Here is a 1,136-nt window from a genome sequence, read left to right on the forward strand (position 1 = left end):
CTATAAAGTCTCTTATATATTAGTTTATTTTATTATTTTAATGAATCATTAAATTCTTTTATAAGTTTATTTTGATATTCTTCATCAAAAGTTCCACCCATTAACTTTGGAACAGCTTCATTTACTAATCTATCCCAAGAGAATTTTTCTTTTCCTACTAATATAGGATAGTATCTTACATCATTCTTTTGAGCAGCTTGTAAATCTCCAGGTGCATCTCCTACCATTAATACCTTATTAGTGTCATATCCTTTTTTCTTAAGTTCAGCTATACAATGTTGCTTAGTTCCTGCTTCTTGTCCAAGTAATGCAGTTAGGAATTTTATATAATCATGTCTTCCCCACTCATCATTTAAAGCTTCTCCATTAGCAGATGATACTACTGCAACGTCTACTATTTTAGATAATTCTTCTAATCCTTCAGAAACACCTTCGAATGCTTCATCACCTTTTGGTAAGTTTTCTATAGCTTTGTTTACATTTAATGACCATTCAAGAGTCATTTTTAATCCTTTGCTATCAGTTTTTTCTATTTCTCTCTTTAAAGAGTTGTTTGATAATTCATTAGTTGTATCAACCCAGTTTAATATGCTTTCAAGGTCTTCTATTTCTACTCCTTGTTTGCTTATTATTTTGAAAGTTTCTGCTAAACCTTTGAATCTATTTATACCTCTTGTTTGAGTGTAAAGATTTAAATCAAACCATAAGTTTAATATTTCTTCTTCCTTCTCAAATAAGTTCCAAGTTTTTATCATTTCTGGCCCAAAACACTCTCTGTGTTTTATTTCCATAGTATCCATAGCACATCCATCAGAGTCTACACATACTAAAAAATCTTTTATTTTTTTATATTTATCAAAAACATTATTCATAATAAATCCCTCCATATATCGTATATGTTACCGTTTTCTATACTAGTATACTAACATACTTTTGTATTAAAAACAACAATTTTACTATCAATTTTTATATATAAAACCCTACATTCCCTGCCTTAGTATTTTCTTTATTCATATGTTTAATACATTTTTTAATGAAAAATTTAGCTATACAATAAAGTAATAGTTTTAAAATAAAAAAGATAGAAATCAAAATATGATTTCTATCTTTTTTATTTTTATTATAAACGAGTATCC

Annotated in this window: 1 protein-coding gene; it reads right to left on the reverse strand. The window is 27.1% G+C overall.

Annotated elements, in window-relative coordinates; all coding sequences use genetic code 11:
• Window positions 1-32 precede the first annotated feature (32 nt).
• A complete protein-coding gene (locus G3997_RS09380; RefSeq protein WP_296645517.1) occupies window positions 33-872 on the reverse strand; it encodes an HAD family hydrolase in 840 nt (279 codons plus the stop codon).
• Window positions 873-1,136: the final 264 nt, after the last annotated feature.

The sequence above is a fragment of the Romboutsia sp. 13368 genome, assembly GCF_018336475.1.
Taxonomy (GTDB): domain Bacteria; phylum Bacillota; class Clostridia; order Peptostreptococcales; family Peptostreptococcaceae; genus Romboutsia.